This is a genomic window from Bradyrhizobium sp. SZCCHNS3052, assembly GCF_032484495.1.
GTDB lineage: Bacteria > Pseudomonadota > Alphaproteobacteria > Rhizobiales > Xanthobacteraceae > Bradyrhizobium.
The window spans coordinates 455,708-475,524 of the sequence record NZ_JAUETB010000001.1 but is presented as its reverse complement, the minus strand read 5'-3'; the positions used below and the strand labels follow the sequence as shown (position 1 = coordinate 475,524).

Below are 19,817 nucleotides of genomic sequence, written 5' to 3'. Positions count from 1 at the left end.
ACCGAAAGACGGGACGTTCCAAGCTTAGGTCAAACATGGGTCGAGCGGCGCGCTAATGAAAAGGAGATCGCTCATGAATTCATCTGCTGGACAGGAAGGCATTTCGCTTCATCGCCGCTGCCTGCTCACGACCGCACTCGGTGCCGGGCTGGGCACAGCCTTGTCATCCACAAGAAGCGAGGCGGCCGGCCCGCTGCTGCGCGCACTCGGCGACCTGAAGGGCGATGTCGAGGAAGAACTGGCGTATGTTCTTGCGTTGGAATGCTATGTCTACGGCTTTCCGCTTGTCATGATGGACGCAACCCGAGCGGTGATGACGGCCACGTCGAAGTCCGAACAGTATAAAGCGCCTGTCAACCAGTTCGGCAGGATGCGGACTTATGTCGATCCGGATTTCAAAGACTGCGTCCGCATCAGCGTCAACTCCCTCTGGGCGTTTTCATTCATCGACCTGGACAAGGAGCCGTTCGTCTATTCTCAGCCCGACACTCAGGGGCGATACATCATCATGCAGGCGCTCAACATGTGGACCGACGATTTCGCCTCGGCGGGCAGTCGGACGACCGGAACTGGCGCCGGAAACTTCCTGATCGCCGGCCCCAAATGGAACGGTGTTGCGCCCAATGGCATCAAGCAAACGTTCCGTTCGACGACGCGCTACGCATCTGTTCTGGTCCAGATCGCATGCGACAGCCCCAAGGAGTTCGTTGCAATCAACAAGCTGCAGGATGAATTGCAACTGACGCCGCTCAGCGCCTGGGGCAAGTCCTACACGCCACCCTCCGATGTGCCGATCGACACCAGTGTCGATACAACGGCAACGCCGTACGATCAGGTGCGGCTCATGACCGGCGAGATGTTCTTCAAGCGCCTCGCCGCTGCGTTGAAGGACAACCCGCCTTACCCTGACGACGCCAAGACTATCGACAAGCTCAAGCGCATCGGGATCGAGGTCGGCAAGGACTTTGAACCGTCCAAGCTCGATCCGGCCGTTCTGCGGGGGATCAACCGGGCGCCGGCCGAGGTCTGGTACAAGCTGGAAACAGGCCCCTACACTGCGCCGACCGTGAACGGCTGGCAGGGCGCGCTGAATATCGGTCGCTTCGGTACCGACTACACCACGCGGGCATTCATCGCCTGGTTTGGATTGGGGGCGCTGACGTCGGACGATGCGGTCTATCCAACCGCCTTTGTCGATGGCGACGGCAACGTGCTGGACGGCGCGGCGAAGTATGTTCTCCATCTGGAGAAGGACGAGATATTCCCATCCGAAGCTGGGGTCTGGTCGGTCTCGCCCTATCGCGAGAATTTCTATGTTCGGAACGCGATCAACCGCTACGGCATCACTTCGGCGATGCCGATCAAATACAATCCAGACGGCTCGCTCGATATCTACATCCAGGCGCAATCACCAGGCGCCGACAAGGAGACGAATTGGCTTCCGTGTCCGCCGAGCCTGCCCTTCAATCTCAGCGTCAGGGTCTATCAGCCCAAGACTGCCCTTAAGGACGGGACGTTCAAGATCCCGCCCGTCCGGCGTGTTCGCGACACCTGAAGAACTTGCAAGGACTGCGCGAGGAGATGGACAGTGTAATCCAGTTGGTGCCGGTAACGCCTTCAATCGACCAACTGGCACGGATCATCGGCAACGTGGCGGCCCCGGCTTTCCTGCTGGGAGCCGTCGCGTCCTTCATCTCGGTTCTTATTTCCCGCATCAACCGTGTGGTCGACCGGGCCCAGTTCCTTCACGGCATCACCGATGATGATGCTTCAAAGGCTTACCTCAAGACGGATATTCCCCGGCTGCGGCACCGGGCTTCGCTCCTGAACAGGTCGCTGTTCTGCTCCATCCTTTCTGCGATCCTCACCGCCCTCATCATCATCGTTGCCTTCATCAGCGCCCTGTTCAATGTTGCCCACGAATATGGCGTGGCGCTGCTATTCATGGCTGCGCTGCTCACGTTCTGCGCTTCTCTCATCGACCTCGCCCGCGAAACCCGAATTGCACTTCACGACAACGACCTGCGCGTGTAAGTCTTCCAGGGCAGTCGAGGGGTGATCGGATGTGACGAAGAGGTCTCGGAAGAGCCGCGGGCGTCAGAAGGCCACCGCGACGGCCCGGTCTGAACAAGCCCGACTCCTGCTCAACGCTCCGCGCCAACATTCCGCTTGCGGACTGCCGCGCTGTTGGCAATCGGGTCGGGTGCGCTGTTTCCTCTGCTTGCAAGCGGGCTGTCCTGGTTCAAGACGCCGGATACCTCGTCTCAGCCGACCAGCGTAGTAGAGCTGAGCTTTGTCGGCAGCCAAGCGTGCAGCGGCTGCCATCAGGCGGAGACAGGGCTATGGCAAAGCTCGCAACATCGCCACGCTATGGATCACGCGAACGACACGTCGGTCCGCGGCGACTTCAACGATACCGCGTTCGAATATGCCGGAACGCGCTCGCGCTTCTTCCGCAAAGACCGGAAATTCTTGGTCGAGAAGGCCCACAAGGCCGATCCCAACGCTAACCGCGAGTGGGAGCCAGAGGAGTGGCGATTCGCGCGCGAGAACGCTCCGCTCGAGATCAAGATTTGCCTGTTCCTCGCACGTTACAAGACGCGCACGAACGACAAATTCGTGAACCTACCGGTGCTGCCCGAGTTGCAGGCCTTCATGGGCGAGCTGAAGGTGCAGCGGGCGAACAGGCTGATCGCTGTCCGCGACGACGGGACGGTGTGGCCGTCCGAGAAGGAGATGCAGACCCGGGTGAGCCACTGGCTGCGCGACCGGGAGCGCGCCGGCCACATTGGCGCCGGCACCACGCTGCACGGTCCTGCGCGTGTCCTACGCTGCTTGGTGGAGGCGCAACGGCGCCAACACCGGCGAGGTGGCCGATCTGATCGGCGACGAGCCGGAACGCATGGGCGCCCACTATACCCGGCACGTCGAGGCCGAGCAGAACATCATCCGAGCATTCAGCAGGATCAAAGACGGTCAGGACAAGGCGTGAACGGGTTTTGTAACCGAAATGGAAACGCAAGGGTTCGATTGGAAAACATTTGCCGGCCTGGAACGAAAAAGCTATGGAAATCAATAGGGCGGACGTGGCGGAACGGGTAGACGCAAGGGACTTAAAATCCCTCGATGGCAACGTCGTGTGGGTTCGAGTCCCACCGTCCGCACCAGCCCTGTGCACGCCCCGCTCGGCCGCCCTGCCCGGCTCAGTTCAACGCCGCCAGCCGCTCGAGCTCGGCGAGATCGGTGACCTCCAGCCTGCCCTCCGAGATCGTCAGGATCTTGCGATCGCGAAACAGCGCCAGCACGCGGCTGACATGGACCGAGGTCAGGCCGACGGCGTCGGCGATGTGCTGCTGCTTCAAGGGAAACGGATAGCGGTGGTGCTGGACCACACCGTCCACCGCGACGCGCCGCATCAGGCTGAGCAGCAGATGCGCGATCCGACGCTCGGCCGGACGCTGGCCGAGTACGGTGATGAGCTCGTAGGAGGCCCGGCCGTTGTCGCCGAGAGAGCGGAACACCTCCATCATGACCAGCTCGTCGGCGCGGCACTGCTTGCGGACCTCCTCGCCATCGAGCCGGCTGACCTGGACCTGGGTCAATGCCTTGGCCGAGAAGCTCATGCCTTTGGCGAAGATCGCCGCCGGCGAGAAGATGTCGCCCGGCAGCAGGAAGCGCAGGATCTGGCGGCCGCCATCCGACAACTGGATGTAACGGAATGCCCAGCCGCTGCAGAGCACGAGCACATCGTCGCGCGCCTCGCTCTGGCATTTGATCTGCTGGCCGGCCCGGACGGTGAAGAACTGCTGATTGAGCCGCGGCAGCGCCGCCTGCGCCCGGCAGGCCTTGAAAAGCGCGGCACAGAATCCGGAATCGACGTGGGTGCAGGAGACGCAGCAGCCGGGGAGATCGGGTTCTGATCGCAGCATCAAGGGGTGCGCGCGCTTGCGTCCAATCCGTCCCGCCGATCCGGCTTTGTCACCCGGTCATCGGGACGCTGTGGCGGTCGATCGGGGGCGGCGGATGCCGAGGCCCTTCGACCTACGTCGCAGCTAAAATGGAACCGGCCCGCAGCGATATAACCTGGATTAATCACGCGGCTGAAAGTCGCGTATCCATGCCGACGGCCGTCGCAGCGCGATCGCTCGCTTGGGCTTTGGATCTCACCCGAAGCATGATTGACGCCACATGCCTACGCCGCTCGCGCTCGCGCCGTCAGCTCCGCCATGGTGGTGGACTTGAAGCTCGGTCGCGCCTCCAGCCGTTCGATCCAGGCGACGAGGTTGGGATGGCCGGCGGTCAGCTCCGCCCATTCCGGCGTCAACGACAGGAAGCTCGCCTGCGGCGCGACCTGCAGATCGGCCAGCGACAGATGATCGCCGACCATGAACGGCTGCTCGCCGAGCAGCCGCGACAACTCGGCGATGACAGTTCTCGCCTGCGGCATCGCGCGTGCGATCGCGGCCTCATCGGTGGTCGTGCCGAAGAATTGCGGACCGACGATGCGCTGGAAGAGGATGACGTTGCACACGCCCTGGAACAGGTACCAGTCGCTGATGTTCATCACCTGGTCCATGCGCGCGGCCTGCCTGACATCCGCGGGCGTCAGTGCCGGCTCGGGCAGCACACGATCGAGATAGCGCAGGATCGCCTGGGTCTCGTACAACACGAAGCCGTCATGCGCGAGCACCGGCACGCGCCCGAAGGGATGACGCGCCAGATGCGCCGCGCCCTTGGAGTCGCCCGGCGCCAGCGCCGCGAGCCGATACGGCGCGCCTTTCTCCTCCAGTGCGATCAGCACGCTGCGCCCGAACGGGCTCCCCGGCACGGAATGGACGACGAACTCGGACATCACGATCTCCCCCACGCTGATGATGAACTCCTCACGATGACGCCGGCGGCCGCTCGGCCTCGGCCACGAAGCGCTGCAGCAGCCCCGGCCAGCCGCCGTCGACATCCCGCCGCATCGACGCGCCGGCCTCGCGGCCCATGGTTTCGAACTTGTGGTGCAGCAGCTCGACGCGGGTCACATCCGGGCCCTCGGCAACGAATTGCACATCGACCTCCGAGCGCATCGCCGCATCCGGCCTCCACTGCGCATCGACCTGCCACAGCATGACGAAGCGACGCGGCGGCTCCCACAGCGTGATGGTCGCGACCGTGGTCGCCGTGCCGTCCTCGGCGATCTCGAGCCAGTGGCCGCCGAGCTTCGGCTCCAGCAGCACCTTCTCGATCGGCTTGCGGCCGACCCCATGCGTATGCGGCCACCAGCGCGTCAGGCCGCGCGTGAACACGTCGAAGGCATGATCGATCGGCGCCCGGACATGGACGAGCTTCCGCACCGGCGCGATCACGACACCCTCACTCATCGATCCCCCCTTTCGTCTGCCGATGCGTGCGCTCCGCCTCGATCTTGAAGGCGAGCAGCGCGTCGTCCCAGAAGCTGTCGAGCCAGTCGCGCAGCTCGGCCAACCCCTCACGGCGCAACGCGTAGATGCGGCGCGCGCCTTCGCTGCGTTCCTCGACCAGCCCGGCATCCTTCAGCACCTTCAGATGCTGCGAGACCGCCGGCCGCGACACCGGCATCCCGGCCGCGATCGCATGGACCGGCCGCGGTCCACCGCGCAGCCGTTCGAACACCTCCCGCCGCGTCGGGTCCGCCAGCACATTCAGTGTCGTTCCGTAAGTCATGACTTACTGTAAGCCACCACTTACATAAACGTCAAGGCGGCAGGCCGGAGAACGCGAGAGCCCCGATCCCTGCAGATCTCGCCACCGCCGGTTGCAAGGAGAAACCCGCCATTAACCATAACCGAACCAGGGTGGAACCAACGGTTGCCGGCGTCCGGGCGGGTTGTGCGACGTCGCTCAGGCTGGCCGGGGCTCGCCATCAATGAGAGGCACGATGCTGGGATTCCGCCGAAAGAACGAACCATCGGACGCCCCGCTTGCGTCCGACACCTCCGCACACGACGCCTTCCAGGACGCGCTGGCGCAGTGCCTCGGTGACTGGGCGGACGGCAAGCTCAATCGCGATACCGGAGGCGTCGATGCTGCCGCGCTGCGCGCCCAGCTCAAGCCGCAACTGATCGAGGCCATCCATCGTCTCGGCACCGCGCTCGGGGCCCGCGCGTCCCAGGATCTCGATTCCGTCGTCGACATCTGCATCAACAGCAACGAAGCCTCGATCAGCGCGGCGCGCCTGATCGGCGCCTCCAACAATCAGTCCGAACGCTGTCAGAGTCTCGCTGCCGCATCGGTGGAGATGCAGGCCTCCGTGCACACCATCCGGTCGACGTCGACCGAAGCCGCTGCCGAGGCAGCCGCGACGCGCCAGGCCGTCGAGAACAGCGTGACCGCGGTACAACGGACGTTGCAGACGATGAACGGCATCGCCAGCTCCGTGCGCGACACCTCGGCGAAGATCGCCGATCTCAGCGCCGCCTCCGCCGAGATCGGATCCATCGTCGGCACCATCGACGCGATCGCCAACCAGACCAACCTGCTGGCACTCAATGCCACCATCGAGGCGGCGCGCGCCGGCGAATTCGGCAGGGGCTTCGCGGTGGTCGCCGCGGAGGTCAAGAACCTGTCGCAGCAGACGACCAAGGCGACCGAGGACATCAAGGGTCGCATCGAGCGGCTGCAGGCCGAGATGAGCGGCATCGTCGAGGCCATGGCCGGCGGCGCCAAGGCGGTCGAGGTCGGCATGTCCGAGATGAACGATCTGGCACAGGCGATCGATCAGGCCGGCACCCGGACCGCGGTGGTCAGCACCAAGATGGACGAGATCTCCGGCATTCTCGCCGAGCAGTCCGCCGCGACCGACGAGGTCGCGCAGGGCATCACCATCATCGCCGATCTCGCGACCGCCAATGCCAACGAGGTGATGTCGCTCGCGGACACCATGGGCAAGACGGACGCGAAGGTCGGCAAGATGCTGGGCGAGATCGCCAAGCTCTCGCTCGACAACCAGGTGGTGAGACTGGCCAAGGCCGACCACGTGATCTGGAAAAAGCGGCTGGTCGACATGTCGGTCGGCCGGCTGCAACTGCGGACCGACGAGCTCTCCGATCATCACACGTGCCGGCTCGGCAAATGGTACTATGGCGAAGGCGGTCGGCGTTTGGCCGGAGATCCGGCATTCCGCAACCTCGAGCGCCCCCACGAGGCGGTGCATCGCCACGGCAAGGAAGCCGCGCGCCTGTTCAGCTCAGGGCGCATCGAGGAAGCGCTCAACGAGATCGGCAGGGTCGAGGTCGCTTCCAGCGAGGTGTTGGCGGCGCTGGACGAGATCAGGGCCTCATAGCTACGAGGCTGCTGCCGACGTCACGTCACTCCATCCTCGCGTCATTCCGGGGCGTGCGCAGCACGAGCCCGGAATCCATAGCCACAGGACAGGGTGTGGTGTGAGATGGCCGTGGCGCTTGTCTTCGCCACATGACGGCGCGTGGATAGGGATTCCGGGCTCATCGCTGCGCGATGCCCCGGAATGACGGCGAGAGAGCCGGCCCCGTCGGCAGTCGTGTAGCCCGGATGAGCGCGGCGACATCCGGGTCTCCTCCACAGCGCGTTTGAACCCGGATGTCGCTATCGCTCATCCGGGCCGCGGCCGACATCTCGTCACTCGCTCTTGTCGACGTTCCAGAACACCGGCACGGCCTGCCCTTCCAAGACGCCGGTGATCGATTTGCGCCAGGCGCTCGGCATGAACCATTGGCCGAGCGGCACGTAGATCACCTGGTCGTAGACCTCCTGCTGAATCTGGGCGGCGATCCGCTTCTGGTCCTCCGGCTTCGTGGCCTTGGCGAAGGCGTCGCGCAGCTCCTCCATCTTGGGATCGTCGGGCCAGCCGAACGGGCTCTTCTGGCCGCGTGCGCCGACGAAGGTGCTGCCGATCGGATTGCCGGAGTCGGCGATCACCGAGTTGGTGAAGAACATGTTCCAGCCGCCCTCCTTGGGCGGCTTCTGGCTGGCACGCCGCGTCACGACGGTCTGCCAGTCCGTCGTCTGCAGATCGACCTTGAAGCCGGCCTCGCGCAACAGCTGCGCGGCGACCACCGGCTGCGCCTTCAGGGTGATCGCGTCGCCCGGCGCGAGGATCACGACGGGCGTACCGTCATAGCCGGCCTCGGCCAGCAGCTTCTTGGCCTGCTCCATGCCGTTGCCCTTCACCAGCGTCTCCGAGCCGATGTCGGATTCGAGCGGCGTGCCGCAGCCGAACACGGCGCCGCAGATCGTGTAGTACTTGGCGTTACCGACGAGCGCGTCGAGCACATCCTTCTGGTTCAGCGCCAGGAACGCCGCACGGCGGATCTTCACATTGTCGAACGGCGGAAACAGGAAGTTCATGCGTCCCAAGGTCTGGTAGCCGAACTTGTTCAGCACGTTCATCGAAAGATCGGGATTGGCTGATAGCACCGACTCGAGATCGAGCGGCGGGAATTCCATGAAGTCGATGTCGCCGGCCTGCAGCGCGTTGACGGCCGTCTGCGCATCGGGCATCGAGACCCACTCGACGCGGTCGACCTTCACCACCTTGCCGCCGGCCGTCCAGCTCGGCGGCTCCTTGCGCGGCACGTAGTCGGTGTTCTTCTCATACACCGCCTTCACGCCCGGCTGGAATTCCGCCTTGACGAACTTGAACGGTCCGGAGCCGATCTGCTCCGAGATCTGCTGGTTCGCAGGCGTCTCGGCCAAACGCTTCGGCATCATGAACGGTACGTAGGAGGACGGCTTGCCGATCGACTCCAGCACCAGGCCGTACGGCTCCTTCAGCTTCAAGGTGATGGTCTTGGCATCGGTGGCCTCGAGCGAGGCCGTGGCCTCCATCAGCTTCTGGCCCATGCTGTCGTTGCGGCTCCAGCGCTTCAGCGAGGCGACGCAATCCTCGGCGGTGACCGGCGTGCCGTCGTGCCACTTCAGGCCGTCGCGCAAGGTGAAGGTGTAGGTCAGCTTGTCGTCCGAGACCGTCCACTCTGCCATCTGCGGCTGGACCTGAAACTTGGCGTCGGTCCCAAGCAGGGTGTCGTACACCATATAGCCGTGGTCGCGGGTGATGTAGGCCGGCGTGAACACGGGATCGATGACGCGCAGGTCCGAATGCATCACCGCCGTGATCGTCTTCTTGCCGGCGGCGAGGGCCTGGGTCGTCACGCCCGCCATCGACACGGCCATGACCGAGGCGACGAACCATGAAACGAGCGCGGATGCGGTCCGGCGCGGAGTATGTGACATGCGATCTCTCTTGGCGTGAGCATCCATCCGAGGGCCCCGATACCGATCAAGGCCTGACGAGGCGTCCTGCGTCGCGTCTGCAAACGCTCAGCAAACAGTCTCTGCGAGGAAGATTTGCAGCAGTTCCATCGGAGGTCAATCGCCATGGACGCATGGGTCACCGCATCAAGCGGCTGCACACATCGTGACTGCCGACGATGGCGTCCCGCCATCTGGAACTCGGCTGCGCCCCGTCCGTTATGCGCAGCAGCAAGGAGCCTGATGATGCCGAATGAAGTCACCAAGCCGCGGGACAGCCGACATCCGGCCATGCCGATCCGCACCGATAAGAACCCGTCCCAGGATCAGATCAGCCCACCCTTGATGGTCGAGGGTCTCGAAGCGGTGCGCGATCCGCACTGCTGAAGGGCGCTAACGCACGGGCGAATGCAGGAACAAGAAAGAGACGCGGCGAAGTCTCCACTTCGCCGCGTCTTTGTTTGCGTCACGAGTGCGTCCGCCGCCTACTCGCTCTTGTCGACATTCCAGAACACCGGTGTCGCCGGGCCATCGAGCACGCCAGTCAGCGATTTGCGCCAGCCACTCGGCAGCAGATATTGTCCGAGCGGGATGTAGATCACCTTCTCGTAGTTCTGCTTCTGGATTTCGGTGGCGATCTTCTTCTGCTCGTCGGGCGAGGACGACCGCGCATAGGCGTCGCGCAGCTTCTCGATCTCGGCATCCTCGGCCCAGCCGAACCAGCCGCCCTTGGTGCCGCGGCCGCCGACCGAGACGTTCGCCACGGGATTGGCGACGTCGGCGCCGACCCAGTTGGTGAAGAACATGTTCCAGCCGCCCTCCTTCACGGGCTTCTGGCTGGCGCGCCGCGTCACCACCGTCTGCCAGTCGGTGGCCTGCAGGTCGACCTTGAAGCCGGCCTCGCGCAACAGCTGCGCCGCCACCACGGGCTGCGCCTTCAAGGTGGTGACGTCGCCCGGCGCCATGATCGCGATCGGCGTGCCGTCATAGCCGGACTCGGCGAGCGCCTTCTTGGCCTCGGCCATGCCGTTGCCCTTGATCAGCGTCTCGGCACCGACGTCGGTCTCGAGCGGCGTGCCGCACACGAACACGGCGCCGCAGACCTTCTGGTACTTCTCGTTGCCGACCAGCGCGTCGAGCACGTCCTTCTGGTTCAGGGCGAGGAAGGCCGCGCGGCGTACCTTCACGTTGTCGAACGGCGGGTTCAGGAAGTTCATGCGGCCGAGCGTCTGGTAGCCGAACTTGTTCAGCACGTCGATCTTGAGCTCGGAGTTCGACTCCAGCACCGGCAGCATGTCGTAGGGAAGGTTCTCCATGAAGTCGATGTCGCCGGACTGCAGCGCGTTCACAGCGGTCTGCGCGTCAGGCATCGTGATCCACTCGACGCGGTCGACCTTCACCACCTTGCCGCCGGACGTCCAGCTCGCCGGCTCCTTGCGCGGCACGTAGTCGGTGTTCTTCTCGTACACCGCCTTCACGCCCGGCTGGAATTCCGCCTTGACGAATTTGAACGGGCCCGAGCCGATCTGCTCGGGAATCTGCTGTCCCTGCGGCGTCTCGGCGAGACGCTTCGGCATCATGAACGGCACCAGCGAGGACGGCTTGGCGATCGACTCCAGGACGAGTCCGTAGGGCTCCTTCAACTTGAGCACGATGGTCTTGGCATCCGGCGCCTCCAGGCTCGCCGTGAAGTCCATCAGCTTCTGGCCCATGCCGTCATTGCGGCCCCAGCGCTTCAGCGAGGCGACGCAATCCTCGGCCGTGACCGGCGTTCCGTCGTGCCACTTCAGACCGTCGCGCAGCGTGAAGGTGTAGGTCAGCTTGTCGTCGGAGACCTTCCAGTCCGCCATCTGCGGCTGGACCTTGAAATTCGAATCGGTCGCCAGCAGCGTGTCGTAAACCATGTAGCCATGGTCGCGGGTGATGTAGGCCGTCGTGAATCCGGGATCGATGACGCGCAGATCCGAATGCATCACCGCCGTGATCGTCTTCTTGCCGGCTGCGATGGCCTGGGTGCTCAGCGCCGTCGAGAGCGAAAGCATGGAAACGGCGAGGCTCGTCGCGAGCGTCAGACGTTTCCAGCGCGGGCTGTGGAACATTACGAGGTCTCCTGAGTGGATGGCTTGACCTGAAACTCATCAGATCCAGACCATTCGTTGGGCGTGCAGATCAATCCTTGTGCGAACTAACATGCTGTAAGTCGCGAGCTTTCGACAGTTGCAGACGTCGCCTTTCGCGTCAATCCGCATTCAGCGCATGCGGCCCTGGGCTGAGAATGCCGTTAACGTCTGCGTAGCTTTCGCTTTACAAGACGTGCGCAACTCCGTCTCGTGTCATGAGATCGCGACAAAGCCTTGAGAGAGCACAAATGAATCCAGCCCATCTTCCCTTCGATACCGACATCATGCTGCAGGGCTTGCGGGACTGGGTCGAATGCGAAAGTCCGACCTGGGACGCCGCAGCGGTGGAGCGCATGCTGGATCTCGCCGCGCGCGACATGGCCATCATGGGTGCGACGATCGAGCGCATCGCCGGGCGCCAGGGTTTCGCCGGCTGCGTGCGCGCCCGCTTCCCGCACCCGCGGCAGGGTGAGCCCGGCATCCTGATCGCCGGCCACATGGATACCGTTCACCCCGTCGGCACGCTGGCCAGACTGCCTTGGCGCCGCGAGGGCAACAAATGCTATGGGCCCGGCATCTGCGACATGAAGGGCGGCAACTATCTCACGCTGGAAGCGATCCGCCAGCTGATCAAGGCTTCCATCGCGACGCCGCTGCCGATCACCATCCTGTTCACGCCGGACGAGGAGGTCGGCACGCCCTCGACCCGCGACATCATCGAAGCCGAGGCGCAGCGCAACAAATACGTGCTGGTGCCCGAGCCGGGCCGTCAGGACAACGGCGTGGTGACCGGCCGCTATGCCATCGCCCGCTTCAATCTCGAGGCGATCGGGCGCCCGAGCCATGCCGGCGCGCGGCTCGGCGCGGGTCGTTCCGCCATCCGGGAAATGGCGCGACAGATCCTCGCCATCGACGGCATGACAACGGAGGACTGCACCTTCTCGGTCGGCATCGTGCATGCCGGCCAGTGGGTCAACTGCGTCGCCACCACCGCCACCGGCGAAGCGCTCAGCATGGCGAAGCGGCAGGCCGATCTCGACCACGGCGTGGAGCGGATGCTGGCGCTGTCCGGCACCACCGACGACGTGACATTCAAGGTGACGCGCGGCGTGACGCGGCCGGTGTGGGAGCCGGATTCCGGAACCATGGCGCTGTACGAGAAGGCGCGCGGCATCGCCGAACAGCTCGGCCTGTCGCTGCCGCACGGCTCGGCAGGCGGCGGCTCGGATGGCAACTTTACCGGCGCGCTCGGCATTCCGACCCTCGACGGCCTCGGGGTGCGCGGCACCGACATGCACACCCTGAACGAGCACATCGAGATCGACAGCCTTGCCGAGCGTGGCCACCTGATGGCGGGACTGCTCGCGACCCTGGCGTAGGATTGCCTCCGGGCAAGATCTCGTAGCCCGCATGAGCGCAGCGACATGCGGGGTCATCGCCGCAGCGCGAGACCCCGGGGTCGCTTCGCTCTCCCGGCTACGCACCGCCTGCTGCGCAGCAGCACGGTTTCATTTTCCGGGACCAGGACGGTGAGTAGACAACGGCTCCACGGCGCGCGCATGATGGCATGCGGCTTGCAAAGTTTCGCGCAGGGTTCGCCGCAAAGTGCTGCGACATTGTTCGCAAATGCGACGGTTCGCGCGGATCACGAACACCGTGTCATCGCGCGTGCACGAGCGGACGAGCGAACACCGGAGACCTTGAAAGCGATGGATATCGGTGACATGCACACTCTCTCACGACGTTGCGCGCGTCGCCCCAGCACCATGAAGGTGGTTCTCTCAAGATGATCGGTTATCTGCTTCGCCGCATCCTCGCATCCATCCCCGTGATGGGCGTGGTGGCGCTGTTCGTCTTTCTCCTGCTGCGGCTGACGCCGGGCGATCCCGCCGCGATTCTCGCCGGCGACAACGCGACTCCGGAGCAGCTCGAGCGCATCCGCACCACGCTCGGACTGAACGAGCCGCTCTACATCCAGTTCATCACCTGGATCAATCAGCTGCTGCATGGCGATCTCGGCGTGTCGCTGATCTCCAAGGTGCCGGTGCTGCAGATGATCGGCCAGCGCATCGAGCCGTCGATCTCGGTCGCGGTCTCGACCATCATCCTGTCGATTCTCGTCGCTGTCCCGCTCGGCGTCATCGCGGCCTGGAAGCACGGCACCTGGATCGATCGTTTCGTGATGGCGCTCTCGGTGATCGGCTTCTCGGTGCCGGTGTTCGTCATCGGCTACATCCTGATCCAGCTGTTCGCGATCAACCTGCGCTGGGTCCCCGTCCAGGGCTTCAAGAGTCTCAGCGCCGGCTTCGGCCCGTTCTTCGAGCGCATCATCCTGCCGACCTGCGCATTGTCCTTCATCTACGTCGCGCTGATCGCGCGCATGACGCGCGCCGCGATGCTCGACGTGCTCGGCGAGGACTTCGTGCGCACCGCGCGCGCCAAGGGCGTCAGCGAGATCGCGGTGCTGCTGCGCCACGCGTTGCGCAATGCGGCCGTGCCCGTCATCACGGTGATCGGCTCCGGCTTCGCGCTGTTGATCTCCGGCGTCGTGGTTACCGAGAGCGTGTTCAACCTGCCCGGTATCGGCCGCCTCACCGTCGACGCCGTGCTGGCGCGCGACTATCCGGTCATCCAGGGCATGATCCTTCTGACCTCCTTCATCTATCTCGCGGTCAATCTCCTGATCGACCTCGCCTACACCCTGCTCGATCCACGCATCCGCTACTGAGGCCCTTTCCGATGGCGATCGTCACCACCCCTGAGCCGTCGATCCCGGTCACCACGCGACTGGGGCCCCGGTTCGGCTTTCTCACCTCGACCCCGATCATCGCCGTGGCGACCGTCTGCCTGTCGCTCATCGTGCTGATATCGATCCTCGCACCGCTGCTGGCGCCGCACGATCCCGTGCTGCTCGCGCCGGCGCAGCGGCTCAAGCCGTCGAGCGCGCAACACCTGCTCGGCACCGACGCCTATGGCCGCGACCTGCTGTCGCGCACGATCTATGGCGGCCGCATCTCGCTTCTGGTCGGCGTCGGCGCCGCGATCATCTCGATCGCGATCGGGCTCGTGATCGGCCTCGTCTCCGGCTTCTTCCGCTGGGTCGACGCCATCCTGATGCGCGTGATGGACGGCCTGATGGCGATCCCGAGCATCCTGCTCGCCATCGCCGTCGTCTCGCTGTCGGGCGCCAGCGTCGGCACCGTGATGATCGCGATCACCATCGTCGAGATCCCGCGCGTCGCGCGCCTGGTCCGCTCGGTCGTGCTGACGGCACGCGAGGAGCCCTATGTCGAAGCTGCGATTTCGCTGGGGACGTCGATGCCCAAGATCATGTGGCGGCATCTGATGCCGAACACGATCGCGCCGCTGATCGTCCAGGGCACCTACATCTGCGCCGCCGCGATCCTCACCGAGGCGATCCTGTCGTTTCTCGGCGCCGGCATCAGCCCGGAGACGCCGACCTGGGGCAACATCATGGCCGAGGGCCGCTCCTACTTCCAGATCAAGCCGTCGCTGATCTTCTGGCCGGGCCTGCTGCTGTCGATCGCCATCCTCTCGATCAACCTGATCGGCGACGCCGCCCGCGACGCGCTCGACCCGCGCATGAAGCAGCGCGAGGCCGGCAAGTGACGGCCTTTCGTAGCCCGGATGATCATCTCACTTTTCGTCATTGCGAGCGAAGCGAAGCAATCCAGGGCCACGCCCGGAACTCTGGATTGCTTCGTCGCTTCGCTCCTCGCAATGACGCTGGAGAAATGAACACATGACCGACACCATCCTCGACATCGACAATCTCGTCGTCACCGTCGGCAAGACGAAGAACCCGAACGGCCCGCGCATCATCGACGGCGTCTCGATCAAGGTCGAAAAGGGCGAGACGCTCTGCGTCGTCGGCGAAAGCGGCTCCGGCAAATCGGTGACCTCGCTGACCACGATGGGCCTGCTGCCGAAGAACGCGCTTCATGCCGTCGGCGGCAGCGTCAAGCTGGTCGGCGAAGAGCTGCTCACCGCGAGCGATCGCCGGCTGCGCGAGCTGCGCGCCACCCGGATGGCGATGATCTTCCAGGAGCCGATGACCGCGCTCAATCCGGTCGTGCCGGTGGGCCGCCAGATCGACGAGGTCCTGCGCGCGCATACGTCTCTCGATGCGCGGACGCGGCGCAAGCGCATCCTCGACATGATGGAGCAGGTCCACCTGCCCGACGTCGAGCGCATTTTCGGCTCCTATCCCCATCGCCTGTCCGGCGGCCAGCGCCAGCGCATCATGATCGCGATGGCGCTGGTGCTCGAGCCGAAACTCCTGATCGCCGACGAGCCGACCACCGCACTCGACGTCACCACGCAGAAGCAGATCCTCTCGCTGATCCGCGAGTTGCAGCGCGATCACGGCACCGCCGTGCTGTTCATCACCCACGACATGGGCGTCGTCGCCGAGATCGCCGACCGCGTCTCGGTGATGCGCCAGGGCCGCCTGGTCGAGACCGGCGCGCTCGACAAGATCCTGCGCAGCCCCGAGATGGACTACACGCGCAACCTGCTCGCCTCCGTCCCCAGCCTGATCCCACGCCCGCCGCGGCCCGAGAGCACCGAGCCGGTGGTGCTGGAGACCAACGAGCTCGGCAAGGTCTATCGCGAGCGCTCGTTCCTCGGCAAGGCGCGCGAAGTCGTCGCTGCGCAGAACGTCACGCTCACCCTGCGCAAGGGCCGCACGCTCGGCATCGTCGGCGAAAGCGGCTCCGGCAAATCGACCGTGGCCCGCTGCATCGTGCGCCTGATCGATCCGACCTCCGGCGGCGTCCGCCTCGCCGGCCACGAGATCTCGATCCTGACCCGCCGGCTGCTGCAGCCGCACCGCAAGCGCATCCAGATCGTGTTCCAGGATCCCTACCGCTCGCTCAACCCGCGGCTGACCGTCGGCGAGAGCATCGCCGAGGGACCGGTCAACTACGGCACCTCGCATGACAAGGCGATGGCGCGGGCGCGCGAGCTGCTCGAGCTGGTCGGCCTGCCCGCGGACGCGATCTCGCGCTACCCGCACCAGTTCTCCGGCGGCCAGCGCCAGCGCATCGCGATTGCGCGCGCGCTCGCGCTCGATCCCGACGTGCTGGTGGCGGATGAAGCGGTCTCCGCGCTCGACGTCTCGGTGCAGGCGCAGGTCCTGGAACTGCTCGACGAGATCCAGCAACGGCTCGGCATCGCCATCCTGTTCATCACGCATGACCTGCGCGTCGCCGCGCAGATCTGCGACGACGTCGTCGTGATGCAGAAGGGCCGCATCGTCGAGCAGGGCCCGGCCGGCGAGATCCTGACGCATCCGAAGGAGGCCTATACCAAGTCCCTGCTCGAGGCCGCGCCGGGACGGAACTGGGATTTCGCGAACTTCCGGCCGGTGGCGGAGGCGGTGGCGTAGCAGCGCCACCCACCGCTGTCATTCCGGGGCGTGCGCAGCACGAACCCGGAATCCATACCCACAGGCGGGTGTGGTGATATCGGGTGGTCGACAGCCTGCTTCCCAACGACCGTCTGTGGGTATGGATTCCGGGCTCATCGCCGCGCCATGCCCCGGAATGACGCGCGGAGAGAGTCCGTGCAGGCCGGCGCGCCGTCATCGTGGCCCGCATGCAAAACGGCATCGCTCCTTCGCTTGCCTGCGCCGCGAGGGCCGGTCTAACGTCATGACACGTTCAACGGCCTGAGGCGAAGTAATGACGCGCGTCGCGATCGGCGGCTTTCTGCACGAGACCAACACATTCGCACCGACGAAAGCGGACTACGACGCGTTCATGCATGGCGGCGGCCGCGCCTCGATCGCCGATGCGGCCTCCGTGCTCACGACGATGCGCGGCATCAATGCCGGCCAGGCCGGCTTCATGGCGGTCGCGGAAGCCAACGGTTGGGACGTCGTGCCCACCATCGCCTGCGCGGCGAGTCCCTCCGCGCATGTCACCAGGGATGCGTTCGAGCGCATCACGGGCGTGATGGTCGACCGCATCAAGGCCGCCGGCCCGCTCGACGGCGTCTATCTCGACCTGCATGGTGCGATGGTGACGGAGCATCTCGACGACGGCGAAGGCGAGATCCTGGCGCGCGTGCGCGAGGTGATCGGCCCGAACGTGCCGCTCGTCGCGAGCCTCGACCTGCATGCCAACGTCACCCCCGAGATGATGGCACATGCCGATGCGCTGATCGCCTACCGGAAATATCCGCACACCGACATGGCCGACACCGGCCGCGCCAGCGCCGAGCACCTCGCGCTGCTGCTGCGCGCAAAGACGCCGCTGGCGAAAGCCTTCCGGCAGTTGCCGTTCCTGATCCCGATCAGCTGGCAGTGCACCAATGACCAGCCGACCAAGGGCATCTACGAGAAGCTTGCGGCGCTGCAGAGCGAGGCGGTGCCGACGCTGTCGTTCGCGCCCGGCTTTCCCGCCGCCGATTTCGCGCATTGCGGCCCGAGCGTGTTCGCCTATGGCCGGACGCAGGTCGACGCGGACGCCGCGGCGGATGCGATCGCGGCGATCGTCGCGGGCCACGAGGATGATTTCGACGGCCGCATCTACACGCCCGATGACGGCGTGCGCCATGCGATGACGCTGGCGAAGACAGCGACGCGTCCGATCGTGATCGCCGACACCCAGGACAATCCCGGCGCGGGCGGCGATTCCGATACGACCGGCATGCTGCGCGCGCTGGTGCGCAATCGCGCCAGCCGCGCCGCGATCGGCATGATCTACGATCCGCAAGCGGCGATCGCCGCGCATGCGGCCGGCGAAGGGGCCACCGTGACGCTGTCGCTCGGCGGCAAGAGCGGCATTCCCGGCGATGCGCCGTTCGAGGAGAGCTTCATCGTCGAGAAGATCTCCGACGGCCGCTTCGTCGCACCCGGCCCGTTCTACGGCGGCCGCAAGATGGAAATGGGACCGTCAGCGTGTTTGCGCATTGGCGACGTCCGCGTCGTCGTGGCCTCGCACAAGTCCCAGCTTGCCGACCAGGAGATGTACCGCTTCGTCGGCATCGAGCCGACCGCGCAGGCGATCCTGGTCAACAAGAGCTCGGTGCATTTCCGCGCCGATTTCGAACCGATCGCCGAACATCTCCTGATCTGCGCCGCGCCCGGCGCGATGCCCGCCGATCCCTCCACCCTGCCCTGGACCAGCTTGCGTCCGGGCATCCGCCTCAAGCCGAACGGCCCGGCGTTCGAAGCTTAACCCGACAACGGAAACGCTCCATGCCCACCATCGATCGCATCCAGGCTTACGCCGACGAGCTCACCGCCATCCGCCGCGACCTGCACGCGCATCCGGAGATCGGCTTCGAGGAGACGCGCACCTCCGGCATCGTCGCCGAGAAGCTTGCGCAATGGGGCATCGAGGTGCATCGCGGCCTCGGCGGCACCGGGGTGATCGGCGTGCTCAAGGGTAAGAACGACAGCGGCAGGAAGATCGGCCTGCGCGCCGACATGGATGCGCTGCCGATGGAGGAGAACACGAACCTGCCGTGGCGCTCGACCATCCCCGGCCGTTTCCACGGCTGCGGCCATGACGGCCACACCACGATGCTGCTCGGCACCGCGCGCTATCTCGCCGAGACTCGCAACTTCGACGGCACCGTGCACTTCATCTTCCAGCCGGCGGAGGAAGGCCTCGGCGGCGCACGCGCGATGATCAAGGACGGCCTGTTCCAGAAGTTTCCCTGCGACGAGCTCTACGGCCTGCACAACGCGCCGGACTTGGAGCACGGCGAGATCGCGATCCTGCCCGGTCCGGCAATGGCCGGCGCCGACTTCTTCGACATCCGGATTTCCGGCTACGGCGCTCATGGCGCCATGCCCGAGCGTTCCAAGGATGCGGTGGTGATCGCGACCACCGTGGCGCAGGCGATCCAGACCATCGTCAGCCGCAATGTCGAGCCACTGCAGGCCGCGGTCGTCTCGATTACGCAGATCCACGCCGGCTCGGCCTACAACGTCATTCCCGGCGATGCCTGGCTGTGCGGCACCGTGCGCGCGTTCTCGGACCCCGTGCGCGCGTTGGTGCGCGAGCGCATGCGCGCGATCTGCGCCGGCATGGCGGCCGCCTTCAATTGCGAGATCGACGTCGACATCCGCGACACGTTCAGCGTGCTGGTGAACCAGGAGGAGCAGTCCAAGGTCGTCGAGCAGGTCGCGCGCACCGTGGTGGAGCCGTCCAAGGTGCTGACCCGCTCGACGCCGAAGATGGGCAGCGAGGATTTCGCCGACATGCTGCAGACGATTCCGGGCGCCTATTTCTGGGTCGGCCATGACGGCTCGGTGCCGGTGCACAATCCCGGCTACGTGCTCGACGACAAGATCCTGCCGATCGGCGCCAGCATGTTCGCCCGCATCATCGAGACGCGGCTGCCGGCGGCCTAGCGCGACTGACATACGTCAATGAGCGGGCGGCAGATCGAGATGAACTTCGGCGT

At 65.2% G+C, this 19,817-nt stretch carries 17 protein-coding genes and 1 tRNA gene; 12 read left to right on the top strand and 6 right to left on the bottom strand.

Annotated elements, in window-relative coordinates:
• Window positions 1-73 precede the first annotated feature (73 nt).
• The 4 genes from QX073_RS02125 (at window position 74) to QX073_RS02110 (ending at window position 3,167) form a co-directional block, all read left to right on the top strand.
• Window positions 74-1,555 carry a DUF1254 domain-containing protein gene (locus QX073_RS02125; protein ID WP_316185330.1) on the top strand — a complete coding sequence of 494 codons (1,482 nt, stop codon included), beginning with the start codon at window positions 74-76 and terminating at the stop codon, window positions 1,553-1,555.
• A gap of 26 nt (window positions 1,556-1,581) precedes the next feature.
• Window positions 1,582-2,034 carry a DUF2721 domain-containing protein gene (locus QX073_RS02120; protein WP_315714699.1) on the top strand — a complete coding sequence of 151 codons (453 nt, stop codon included), beginning with the start codon at window positions 1,582-1,584 and terminating at the stop codon, window positions 2,032-2,034.
• Between the two features lie 135 nt (window positions 2,035-2,169).
• Complete coding sequence (locus QX073_RS02115) at window positions 2,170-3,102, top strand: hypothetical protein (protein ID WP_316225252.1); 933 nt, start codon at window positions 2,170-2,172, stop codon at window positions 3,100-3,102.
• Window positions 3,081-3,167: transfer RNA gene (locus QX073_RS02110), tRNA-Leu, on the top strand. Before QX073_RS02115 ends, QX073_RS02110 begins: the two co-directional genes overlap by 22 nt.
• 36 nt (window positions 3,168-3,203) lie before the next feature.
• On the opposite strand, the gene QX073_RS02105 is transcribed toward QX073_RS02110, so the two are convergent.
• The 4 genes from QX073_RS02105 to QX073_RS02090 form a co-directional block, all read right to left on the bottom strand.
• A complete protein-coding gene (locus tag QX073_RS02105; RefSeq protein ID WP_316225251.1) occupies window positions 3,204-3,929 on the bottom strand; it encodes a Crp/Fnr family transcriptional regulator in 726 nt (241 codons plus the stop codon).
• 263 nt (window positions 3,930-4,192) lie between these two features.
• Complete coding sequence (locus QX073_RS02100; RefSeq protein ID WP_316225250.1) at window positions 4,193-4,852, bottom strand: glutathione S-transferase family protein; 660 nt, start codon at window positions 4,850-4,852, stop codon at window positions 4,193-4,195.
• Window positions 4,853-4,883: 31 nt separating this feature from the next.
• A complete protein-coding gene (locus QX073_RS02095; protein ID WP_315714703.1) occupies window positions 4,884-5,369 on the bottom strand; it encodes an SRPBCC family protein in 486 nt (161 codons plus the stop codon).
• Window positions 5,362-5,691, bottom strand: a complete 330-nt coding sequence (locus QX073_RS02090; RefSeq protein WP_316185323.1) for a metalloregulator ArsR/SmtB family transcription factor — start codon at window positions 5,689-5,691, stop codon at window positions 5,362-5,364. The genes QX073_RS02095 and QX073_RS02090 overlap by 8 nt, the downstream gene beginning before the upstream one ends.
• A gap of 214 nt (window positions 5,692-5,905) precedes the next feature.
• Between QX073_RS02090 and QX073_RS02085 the strand changes: the two genes are divergently transcribed.
• Entirely contained in the window at window positions 5,906-7,309 is a 1,404-nt protein-coding gene (locus tag QX073_RS02085) for a methyl-accepting chemotaxis protein (protein ID WP_316185321.1), read from the top strand.
• A 314-nt stretch (window positions 7,310-7,623) separates the two neighbouring features.
• Here the strand turns inward: QX073_RS02085 and QX073_RS02080 are convergent, their stop codons facing one another.
• Window positions 7,624-9,237, bottom strand: coding sequence for an ABC transporter substrate-binding protein (locus QX073_RS02080; protein WP_316185319.1), 1,614 nt, complete (start codon window positions 9,235-9,237; stop codon window positions 7,624-7,626).
• 264 nt (window positions 9,238-9,501) lie between these two features.
• Between QX073_RS02080 and QX073_RS02075 the strand changes: the two genes are divergently transcribed.
• Window positions 9,502-9,642 (top strand): hypothetical protein, encoded by a 141-nt coding sequence (locus tag QX073_RS02075; protein WP_315714707.1) that lies wholly within the window; start codon window positions 9,502-9,504, stop codon window positions 9,640-9,642.
• Between the two features lie 98 nt (window positions 9,643-9,740).
• Here QX073_RS02075 and QX073_RS02070 read toward each other — a convergent pair whose 3' ends face one another.
• The gene (locus QX073_RS02070) at window positions 9,741-11,354 is read right to left on the bottom strand and encodes an ABC transporter substrate-binding protein (RefSeq protein ID WP_316202213.1); all 1,614 of its coding nucleotides are present in this window, start codon (window positions 11,352-11,354) and stop codon (window positions 9,741-9,743) included.
• A 269-nt stretch (window positions 11,355-11,623) separates the two neighbouring features.
• Between QX073_RS02070 and QX073_RS02065 the strand changes: the two genes are divergently transcribed.
• The 6 genes from QX073_RS02065 (at window position 11,624) to QX073_RS02040 (ending at window position 19,764) form a co-directional block, all read left to right on the top strand.
• The gene (locus QX073_RS02065; RefSeq protein ID WP_316225249.1) at window positions 11,624-12,754 is read left to right on the top strand and encodes a M20/M25/M40 family metallo-hydrolase; all 1,131 of its coding nucleotides are present in this window, start codon (window positions 11,624-11,626) and stop codon (window positions 12,752-12,754) included.
• A gap of 407 nt (window positions 12,755-13,161) precedes the next feature.
• Entirely contained in the window at window positions 13,162-14,103 is a 942-nt protein-coding gene (locus QX073_RS02060; protein ID WP_315749429.1) for an ABC transporter permease, read from the top strand.
• Between the two features lie 11 nt (window positions 14,104-14,114).
• Window positions 14,115-15,005 carry an ABC transporter permease gene (locus tag QX073_RS02055; protein WP_315714711.1) on the top strand — a complete coding sequence of 297 codons (891 nt, stop codon included), beginning with the start codon at window positions 14,115-14,117 and terminating at the stop codon, window positions 15,003-15,005.
• A gap of 133 nt (window positions 15,006-15,138) precedes the next feature.
• On the top strand, window positions 15,139-16,785 hold the full coding sequence (locus QX073_RS02050; protein WP_315749428.1) for an ABC transporter ATP-binding protein: 1,647 nt from the start codon (window positions 15,139-15,141) through the stop codon (window positions 16,783-16,785).
• Window positions 16,786-17,080: 295 nt separating this feature from the next.
• Window positions 17,081-18,580, top strand: coding sequence for a M81 family metallopeptidase (locus QX073_RS02045; protein ID WP_316225248.1), 1,500 nt, complete (start codon window positions 17,081-17,083; stop codon window positions 18,578-18,580).
• Between the two features lie 20 nt (window positions 18,581-18,600).
• Entirely contained in the window at window positions 18,601-19,764 is a 1,164-nt protein-coding gene (locus tag QX073_RS02040) for a M20 aminoacylase family protein (RefSeq protein ID WP_315714714.1), read from the top strand.
• Window positions 19,765-19,817 lie beyond the last annotated feature (53 nt).

Excerpts from the sequence above, each read along its gene's own strand:
- QX073_RS02125 (WP_316185330.1), top strand. The coding sequence starts at position 74 with ATGAATTCATCTGCTGGACAGGAAGGCATTTCGCTTCATCGCCGCTGC.
- QX073_RS02120 (WP_315714699.1), top strand. The coding sequence starts at position 1,582 with ATGGACAGTGTAATCCAGTTGGTGCCGGTAACGCCTTCAATCGACCAA.
- QX073_RS02105 (WP_316225251.1), bottom strand. The coding sequence starts at position 3,929 with ATGCTGCGATCAGAACCCGATCTCCCCGGCTGCTGCGTCTCCTGCACC.
- QX073_RS02100 (WP_316225250.1), bottom strand. The coding sequence starts at position 4,852 with ATGTCCGAGTTCGTCGTCCATTCCGTGCCGGGGAGCCCGTTCGGGCGC.
- QX073_RS02095 (WP_315714703.1), bottom strand. The coding sequence starts at position 5,369 with ATGAGTGAGGGTGTCGTGATCGCGCCGGTGCGGAAGCTCGTCCATGTC.
- QX073_RS02090 (WP_316185323.1), bottom strand. The coding sequence starts at position 5,691 with ATGACTTACGGAACGACACTGAATGTGCTGGCGGACCCGACGCGGCGG.
- QX073_RS02085 (WP_316185321.1), top strand. The coding sequence starts at position 5,906 with ATGCTGGGATTCCGCCGAAAGAACGAACCATCGGACGCCCCGCTTGCG.
- QX073_RS02080 (WP_316185319.1), bottom strand. The coding sequence starts at position 9,237 with ATGTCACATACTCCGCGCCGGACCGCATCCGCGCTCGTTTCATGGTTC.
- QX073_RS02075 (WP_315714707.1), top strand. The coding sequence starts at position 9,502 with ATGCCGAATGAAGTCACCAAGCCGCGGGACAGCCGACATCCGGCCATG.
- QX073_RS02070 (WP_316202213.1), bottom strand. The coding sequence starts at position 11,354 with ATGTTCCACAGCCCGCGCTGGAAACGTCTGACGCTCGCGACGAGCCTC.
- QX073_RS02065 (WP_316225249.1), top strand. The coding sequence starts at position 11,624 with ATGAATCCAGCCCATCTTCCCTTCGATACCGACATCATGCTGCAGGGC.
- QX073_RS02060 (WP_315749429.1), top strand. The coding sequence starts at position 13,162 with ATGATCGGTTATCTGCTTCGCCGCATCCTCGCATCCATCCCCGTGATG.
- QX073_RS02055 (WP_315714711.1), top strand. The coding sequence starts at position 14,115 with ATGGCGATCGTCACCACCCCTGAGCCGTCGATCCCGGTCACCACGCGA.
- QX073_RS02050 (WP_315749428.1), top strand. The coding sequence starts at position 15,139 with ATGACCGACACCATCCTCGACATCGACAATCTCGTCGTCACCGTCGGC.
- QX073_RS02045 (WP_316225248.1), top strand. The coding sequence starts at position 17,081 with ATGACGCGCGTCGCGATCGGCGGCTTTCTGCACGAGACCAACACATTC.
- QX073_RS02040 (WP_315714714.1), top strand. The coding sequence starts at position 18,601 with ATGCCCACCATCGATCGCATCCAGGCTTACGCCGACGAGCTCACCGCC.